We start from the raw sequence: 7,170 nt of genomic DNA, 5'->3' as shown, positions 1-7,170 counted from the left end.
CGACTCCCCGGCGGCCGAGCTGCTCGCCGGGCCGGGCCCGGCGCCCGGCTCGCGGGCGCGCTGGCGCCGCTTCTTCGGCCTGGACCGCGGCTGACCCACGGCCGGGCCGCGACCGACCGGCGACCAACGCACTGCCCGGCGCCCCACCGGCCCCGGACCGGGCGCCGGTTCCCCGGGCGGCGGACCCCGCACCGGGCCCGGCCGGGCTAGCGTGATGACGTGCACACTCCATCCAGCACCGCCACCAGCACCGCCACCGGGGCCGTCCCCGGCCGCACGTCCCCGGCCGGTCCCCTCGAGCGGACCGCCGGGGCCGCGGAGGCGCCCGGCACCGGTCCGGCCGGGGTGCCGCGCCGTCCGTTGCCCGAACGGTCCACGGCCTGGCTGAACGACCCCGAGGACCCGTTCTGGGAGCGGCCCGCGCCCACGCCCGCCCAGCGGCGCAACGACGTCCTCGGCACCGCCGCCTTCCTGGCGGTGGCCCTGTTCAGCGCCGTGCTGATGCACAGCTACGCGGGCGTGCCGGAGACGGAGGAGCCGTGGCTGATGTACGTCGGCGTGAGCGCGCTGATCCTCCCGCTCGCGGTGCGGCGGCGGTACCCGGTCGGCGTGCTCCTCGCCTCGTCGGTGCTGTTCTTCGCCTTCTACTACATCAGCATCGCGGCGGCGTTCCTGCTGGCCTACCAGGTCGCCTACTTCGCGGCCCTGTACGCCGCAGTGGCCTGGGCCCGGGACCGCAGCGCGATGCTCACCGCCCTGTCCGCGGTGATCGGCTGCATGGCCCTGTGGCTGGTCGTGGAGCTGACGATCACCCAGGCCTACGCCGAGATCGTCCAGGCGCAGGAGCCGGTGGACGGGCCGCTGCCGCAGGTCCTGGCCGTCCAGCTGCACGCCGGACTCGTCAACGTCGTGTACTTCGGCGGCGCGGTGCTCGCCGGCCGGGCGTCCTGGCGCTCGGCCCTGCAGCGGCACCGCCTGGCGGGCCAGGCCGAGCGGATCCGCGAGCAGTCCGCGGAGATCGCCCGCCGCGCCGTCGTCGACGAACGGATGCGCATCGCCCGGGAGCTGCACGACGTCGTGGCCCACCACGTCTCGGTGATCGGCATCCAGGCCGGCGCCGCCCGCAAGGTCCTGGACCGGGACCCCGCGGCCGCGGCGGCGGCCCTGCGCACCGTCGAGGAGGCCAGCCGGACGGCGGTGGGGGAGATGCGCCAGCTGCTCGGCGTCCTGCGCGCGGAGGACGAGCACGGGGACGCGCCGACCGGGCGCGGACCCGATCCGGGGCTCGCGGACATCGCCGCCCTCGCGCACCGGCACGCCGAGAACGGGCTCGCGGTGGACGTGCGCACGGTCGAGGCCGCCCCCGGGGACCTCGGGCGGGTCCCCGCCGGTCTCGGGCTCTCCGTGTTCCGGTGCGCCCAGGAGTCCCTCTCCAACGTGATCCGCCACTCCACGGCCACCACGGCCTCGCTCGTCCTGCGCACCGGGCACGGCCCGGACGGACCCTGGATCGAGCTGGAGGTGCTCGACGGCGGCTCGCCCCGGTCCGGCACCGAGGGCACCGGCTTCGGGCTGCAGGGACTGCGCGAGCGCGTCCGGCTGCACGGCGGCGAGGCGGAGATCGGGCCGCGGTCGGGCCGTCCCGGGTGGCGGGTGCGCGTCCGCTGCCCCCTGCCCGCGGACGGCCCGCCGGACGGCGCCGCAGCACCGGCGCCCGTGGGAGGATCGGGAGCATGATCCGCGTCCTGCTCGCCGACGACCACGCGCTCGTCCGCTCCGGCTTCGCCATGGTCCTGTCCGTGGAGGACGACATCGAGGTCGTGGCCCAGGCGGCCGACGGCGCCGCCGCCGTCGCCGCGGCCCGGGACGGAGCCGTGGACGTGGCGCTGCTGGACGTGCAGATGCCGGTGATGGACGGGATCGAGGCGACCCGGCGGATCGTGGGCACGGGCTGTGCCAAGGTCGTCATCGTCACGACCTTCGACCGGGAGGACTACCTCTTCGACGCGCTCGCGGCCGGTGCCAGCGGCTTCCTGCTGAAGAACGCGGACCCCGACGACCTCGTCGAGGCCGTGCGGGCCGTCGCGGGCGGGCACGCCCTGCTCGCCCCCGAGGCCACGCTGCGCGTGATCCGTGCCCTGGCCGCCGACGTCTCCCCGGCCGCCCCGGAACCCGCCCCCGCCCCGCCCGACCCCGCGCGGCAGCGGATCGTGGCCTCCCTCACCGAGCGCGAGCACGAGGTCCTGCGGCTGGTCTCCGAGGGTCTGTCCAACGCGGAGATCGCGCAGCGCCTGTTCCTGGGCCCGGCCACGGTCAAGACCCACGTCTCCAACATCCTCGCCAAGACGGGCTCCCGCGACCGGGTGCAGGCCGTCGTCTTCGCCCACCGGGCCGGCCTGGCCGGCTGAGCCGGCTCCGCCGCCAGACGGAGAGCCGGGCGGGCCCGGGCCCGTGCGGGTTCCGTCCCCGTGGGGATCTGCGGGTGCGCGCCACTTCCTAGGCTGGAGCCGAGCCGCCCGGCACCCCGCGGGCGGGCACCCGGCCGAGAGGACCCCCGTCCCATGAGCACCACCGCCACGCCCGAGGCGGGCACCGCCCGCGGCCGGCCCCGCCCCGAGGGGCACGTCCTCGAGGCCCGGGACCTGAGCCGCACCTTCGGGGGCCGCACCGTGGTCGACGACGTCTCCTTCACCGTGGCGCCCGGCCGGATGACCGGCTTCGTCGGGGCCAACGGCGCCGGCAAGACCACCACCATGCGGATGCTCATGGGCGTGCTGCGCGCCTCCTCCGGGCAGGTCCTCTGGGACGGCCGCCCGGTCACCGCCGCCGACCGCGCCGGCTTCGGCTACATGCCCGAGGAGCGCGGGCTCTATCCCAAGCAGGGGGTCCTCGACCAGCTCGGCTACCTCGGCCGGCTGCACGGGATGAGCCGCCGCGACGCGCTCGCGGAGGCCGCCCGGCTGCTGGATCGCTTCGGTCTGGCCGGGCGCGCCAAGGACCGGCTCGAGTCCCTGTCCCTGGGCAACCAGCAGAAGGTCCAGGTCGCCGCCGCGCTGCTGCACGGGCCCACCGCCCTCGTCCTCGACGAGCCGTTCTCCGGGCTGGACCCGGCGGCGGTGGACGCCATGGTGGAGCTGCTGCGGGAGCGGACGGCCCGGGGCGTGCCCGTGCTGTTCTCCAGCCACCAGCTCGAGCTCGTGGACCGCCTCTGCGACACGCTCGTCGTCCTCTCCGGCGGCCGGGTCCTGGCCGCCGGCGCGGCCGACGAGCTGCGCCGGGCCGGTCCCCGCCGGCACCGGCTGCACTGCGAGCAGGACACCGGGTGGGTCCGCGACGTGCCGGGGGTGCGCGTCGTCGACGTCGACGGCCCGGTCGCGGTGCTGGAGCTCGGGGACCGCGCCGCGCGCGCCCGGCTCCTCGAGCAGGCCGTCCGGCACGGGCTCGTGGAGTTCGCCGAGATCGTTCCCTCCCTGACCGACGTCTACCGGGAGGTCACGCGGTGACCGCCCGCCCGCCCGCGGCGCGGCCGTGGTGGACCGTCACGGCCCGCGAGATCGCGGTGAAGCTGCGTGACCGGTCCTTCCTGCTCTCGACCGCCGCCACGCTGGTCCTGGTGGCCGCCTCGATCGCGGCCTCCGCGCTGCTCGGGGACCGGGCCGCCGAGCACGTCGTGGCCACGGCCGGGCCGGAGGCGGCACCCGTCACGGCACGGGCCGCCCAGGCCCTGGCCGACGCCGGCGAGGCCACCCTGACGGTGCACAGCGCGGGCTCGGCCGACGCCGCGCGGGCGGCCGTGGCCGCCGAGTCCGCGGACGCCGCGCTGCTGCTCGAGCTCGACGGCTGGACGGTGGTCGGCCGCGACGGCGTGGACCCCGGCCTCGGCCGGGCCCTGGAGCAGGCGGTCGCCGACGCGACGCTCGCCGCCAACGCCCGCGCGGCCGGCACGACGGCCGAGGAGCTCACCGCCGGCGCCGAGGTGCGCACCGAGCTGCTCGCCGGCGGGACGGACCGGGGACCCGTGCGCCTGGCCATGGGCTTCGCCTTCGCGCTGCTGTTCTACCTCTCGGCGGTCGTCTTCGGGATGGCCGTCGCCCACTCCGTGCTGGAGGAGAAGCAGAACCGGGTCGTGGAGATCCTCGCCACCGCCGTCCCGGTCCGGCAGCTGCTCCACGGGAAGGTGCTGGGCAACTGCCTGCTCGCCTTCGGGCAGATCGCCCTCTACGCCGTGGTGGGCCTCGTCGGCGTGAACGTCGCCGGGACCGCGGCCGACGTCGGCTGGGCGCTCGCGCCTCCGGCTGGTTCGTGGCCTTCTTCGTGGCCGGCTTCGCCGCGCAGGCCTCCGTCTGGGCCGTGCTCGGCTCCCTGGCCTCCCGCCCCGAGGACTTGCAGAGCAGCACCGGGCCGATCCTGGCCGTGCTCGTCGGGGCGCTGTTCGTGGGCCTCTACGCCGAGGGCGCCTGGCTCACGGCGGCCTCCTACGTGCCCGTCGTCTCCTCCGTGGCCATGCCCGTGCGGGTGCTCGGCGGCGACGTGGCCTGGTGGCAGCCGGTGCTCTCCCTCGCCGTGACCCTCGCCGCGGCCTGGCTGCTGCTGCGGGCGGGCGCACGGATCTACGAGCGCGCGGTGTTCCAGGGCGGCCGCTCCCTGAGCTGGCGGGAGGCGGCGCGTCTGGAGCCCTGAGACACGCTCGGACCCGCGGCGGCGACCCGGGCCGCGGGCCGGTGGGCCGCGGACTTGACCGCGTCTGGCATACTGGACGGGTACTCGATGCGTGCGGTCCCTCTCGCCGCACGTTTCTCGTGTCCACGGAACCCCTGCGACCGGCCCGCCCCACGGGAGCGAGACCAGGGCGTTCACCTCATCCAAGAACCAGGAGAGTCCACACCAGTGGCTGTTAAGATCCGTCTCAAGCGCATGGGCAAGATGCGCGATCCCCGTTACCGCCTCGTCGTCGTCGACTCCCGCAAGAAGCGCGACGGCCGCGTCATCGAGGAGATCGGCAAGTACCACCCGACCGAGCACCCCTCCTACATCGAGGTCGTCTCGGACCGGGCCCAGTACTGGCTCGGCGTCGGCGCCCAGCCGTCCGAGGCCGTCGCCGCCATCCTCCGGGTGACCGGTGACTGGCAGCGTTTCAAGGGCGAGGAGGGTGCCGAGGGCACCCTGCAGCAGCCCCAGGGCAAGGGCGAGTTCGTCGCCCCCGACAAGGGGTCCGTGATCATCCCCGAGGCGATCACCCCCAAGGGCGAGAAGGCCGAGACCACCGAGTCCGGCGCCGAGTCCGACGACGCCCCCGCGGCTGACGCCGAGAAGGCCGAGTAGTCGTGCTCGCCGACGCGTTGGAGCACCTGGTCCGCGGGATCGTGGACAGCCCCGATGACGTCGACGTCCGACTCAAGAGCGGGCGCCGGGCGGAGACCCTCGAGGTCCGGGTCCACCCGGACGACCTCGGGAGGGTCATCGGACGCCAGGGCCGCACCGCCAAGGCGCTGCGCACCGTCATCGGTGCGCTCGCCGAGGACGGCCCGGTCCGGATCGATGTCGTCGACACCGACCGCCGCACCCGCTGAGGCGGGCCGGGCGCACCCGCGACCGGCCCCGCCGCCCGCACGGTCCCCGCATCCGCACCGGATGCGGGGACCGTCGGCGTTGACGGCCCCCGCGCCGTCCGCACCCCGCCCCGGCCCCCGGCCGCACAACCCCCAGGAGCGCACATGTTGGTCCAGGTCGCCCGCATCGGCAAGCCCCACGGCATCCGCGGGGAGGTCACCGTCCAGCTGTTCACGGACGCCCCCGAGGAGCGCTTCGCCCCCGGTGCCCGGCTGCGGCTCGAGCCGTCGTCCCCGCTCGCCCCGCAGGGGGCGGTCACCGTGCGCGGGGCCCGCTGGAACAAGGCCGTGCTCGTCGTCGCCCTCGAGGAGGTGCCCGACCGCAACGGCGCCGAGTCGCTGCGCGGCACCCTGCTCTTCGCCGAGGCCCAGGACGAGGACCCGGAGGCCGAGGAGTGGTACGAGCACGAACTGGTCGACCTCGAGGTCCGCACCGGAGCCGAGGACGGCAGCGGGCCGAGGATCGGCGTCGTGACCGGGCTGCGGACCATGCCCGTCCAGGACCTGCTCGAGATCACGCTGGACGAGGACGGGCGCGAGGCCGCGCTGCCCTTCGTCGAGGAGATCGTGCCGGTCGTCGACCCCGACGGCGGCTTCGTCGTCGTCACCCCGCCACCCGGACTGCTCGAGCTCGGCCTGGAGGACGGCGCCGCCCAACCCGGCACCCCCGAGCCCGGCACCCCGGAGGGCGGGCGCTGATGCGCATCGACGTCGTCAGCATCTTCCCCGAGTACCTCTCCGCCCTCGACCTCTCGCTGATCGGCAAGGCCAGGGAGCAGGGGCTGCTGCAGCTGACCGTGACGGACCTGCGCGAGTTCACCGCCGACCGGCACCGGACGGTCGACGACACGCCCTACGGCGGCGGCGCCGGCATGGTGATGAAGCCGGAGCCGTGGGCGCTGGCCCTCGACGCCGCCCGCACGCGCGGCCCCGCGGCGGCAGGAGCCGCGGAGCAGCGGCCGGTGCTCGTGGTGCCCTCCCCGGCCGGTGAGGTCTTCACCCAGGCCACCGCCCGGGAGCTCGCCCTCCGGGAGCACCTCGTCTTCGCCTGCGGGCGCTACGAGGGCATCGACGAGCGCGTCGTCGAGTGGTCCCGGGAGCACTTCGAGGTCCGTCCCATGAGCCTGGGCGACTACGTGCTCAACGGCGGGGAGGTCGCCGTGCTGGCCATGGTCGAGGCGATCGGGCGGCTGGTCCCGGGCGTGATCGGCAATCCGGAGTCGCTCGTGGAGGAGTCCCACGCGGACGGGCTGCTCGAGTACCCCGTCTACACCAAGCCCGCACTGTGGCGGGACCGGCCGGTGCCGGAGGTCCTGCTCTCGGGCCACCACGGGCGGATCGCCCGCTGGCGGCGCGACCGCCAGCTGCAGCGCACCGCGGCCCGCCGCCCGGACCTCGTCGCCGGCCTCGACCCGGCCGGCCTCGACCGCGCCGACCGCGACGTCCTCGCCGCGGCCGGCTGGATCGTCTCCGGCGACCGGGTGGTGCGCGACGGCGCGGCCGGGGGAGACGCCCAGGGGCATCCTGTGGCATAATGACCAGCTGTGTCTGCTGGGCACGC

At 75.8% G+C, this 7,170-nt stretch carries 8 protein-coding genes and 2 pseudogenes; all 10 read left to right on the top strand.

All coding sequences use genetic code 11. The features are described from left to right. Positions 1–219 precede the first annotated feature (219 nt). The 10 genes and pseudogenes from BJF77_RS09635 (at position 220) to trmD (ending at position 7,144) form a co-directional block, all read left to right on the top strand. Complete coding sequence (locus BJF77_RS09635; protein ID WP_083665074.1) at positions 220–1,737, top strand: sensor histidine kinase; 1,518 nt, start codon at positions 220–222, stop codon at positions 1,735–1,737. After that, positions 1,734–2,408: a response regulator transcription factor gene (locus tag BJF77_RS09630; protein WP_047805197.1), complete on the top strand. Its 675-nt coding sequence runs from the start codon at positions 1,734–1,736 to the stop codon at positions 2,406–2,408. The genes BJF77_RS09635 and BJF77_RS09630 overlap by 4 nt, the downstream gene beginning before the upstream one ends. A gap of 153 nt (positions 2,409–2,561) precedes the next feature. After that, positions 2,562–3,503, top strand: coding sequence for an ABC transporter ATP-binding protein (locus tag BJF77_RS09625; RefSeq protein WP_083665073.1), 942 nt, complete (start codon positions 2,562–2,564; stop codon positions 3,501–3,503). After that, positions 3,500–4,189, top strand: a pseudogene (locus tag BJF77_RS22620) (ABC transporter permease); the annotation flags it as partial. The gene BJF77_RS09625 and the pseudogene BJF77_RS22620, both read left to right, overlap by 4 nt. A 113-nt stretch (positions 4,190–4,302) precedes the next feature. After that, positions 4,303–4,533: pseudogene (locus tag BJF77_RS22615) on the top strand (ABC transporter permease); the annotation flags it as partial. A 15-nt stretch (positions 4,534–4,548) separates the two neighbouring features. After that, on the top strand, positions 4,549–4,680 hold the full coding sequence (locus tag BJF77_RS21635; protein WP_255396206.1) for a hypothetical protein: 132 nt from the start codon (positions 4,549–4,551) through the stop codon (positions 4,678–4,680). 207 nt (positions 4,681–4,887) lie between these two features. Next, positions 4,888–5,322: a 30S ribosomal protein S16 gene (gene rpsP, locus BJF77_RS09615; protein ID WP_047805199.1), complete on the top strand. Its 435-nt coding sequence runs from the start codon at positions 4,888–4,890 to the stop codon at positions 5,320–5,322. A gap of 2 nt (positions 5,323–5,324) precedes the next feature. Next, a complete protein-coding gene (locus BJF77_RS09610; RefSeq protein ID WP_047805200.1) occupies positions 5,325–5,570 on the top strand; it encodes an RNA-binding protein in 246 nt (81 codons plus the stop codon). A 144-nt stretch (positions 5,571–5,714) separates the two neighbouring features. Continuing rightward, a complete protein-coding gene (gene rimM, locus BJF77_RS09605; RefSeq protein WP_075872021.1) occupies positions 5,715–6,308 on the top strand; it encodes a ribosome maturation factor RimM in 594 nt (197 codons plus the stop codon). Beyond that, positions 6,308–7,144: a tRNA (guanosine(37)-N1)-methyltransferase TrmD gene (gene trmD / locus BJF77_RS09600; RefSeq protein ID WP_075872020.1), complete on the top strand. Its 837-nt coding sequence runs from the start codon at positions 6,308–6,310 to the stop codon at positions 7,142–7,144. The genes rimM and trmD overlap by 1 nt, the downstream gene beginning before the upstream one ends. Positions 7,145–7,170 lie beyond the last annotated feature (26 nt).

It is taken from the genome of Kocuria sp. CNJ-770 (assembly GCF_001942375.1).
In the GTDB taxonomy this organism is placed as follows: Bacteria; Actinomycetota; Actinomycetes; order Actinomycetales; family Micrococcaceae; genus Kocuria; species Kocuria oceani.
Note: the sequence above shows the minus strand (reverse complement) of the source record. Positions and strands in the feature narration are given on the sequence as shown.

Coding starts and splice junctions, on each gene's coding strand:
- BJF77_RS09630 (WP_047805197.1), top strand. CDS start 1,734: ATGATCCGCGTCCTGCTCGCCGACGACCACGCGCTCGTCCGCTCCGGC.
- BJF77_RS09625 (WP_083665073.1), top strand. CDS start 2,562: ATGAGCACCACCGCCACGCCCGAGGCGGGCACCGCCCGCGGCCGGCCC.
- rimM (WP_075872021.1), top strand. CDS start 5,715: ATGTTGGTCCAGGTCGCCCGCATCGGCAAGCCCCACGGCATCCGCGGG.
- trmD (WP_075872020.1), top strand. CDS start 6,308: ATGCGCATCGACGTCGTCAGCATCTTCCCCGAGTACCTCTCCGCCCTC.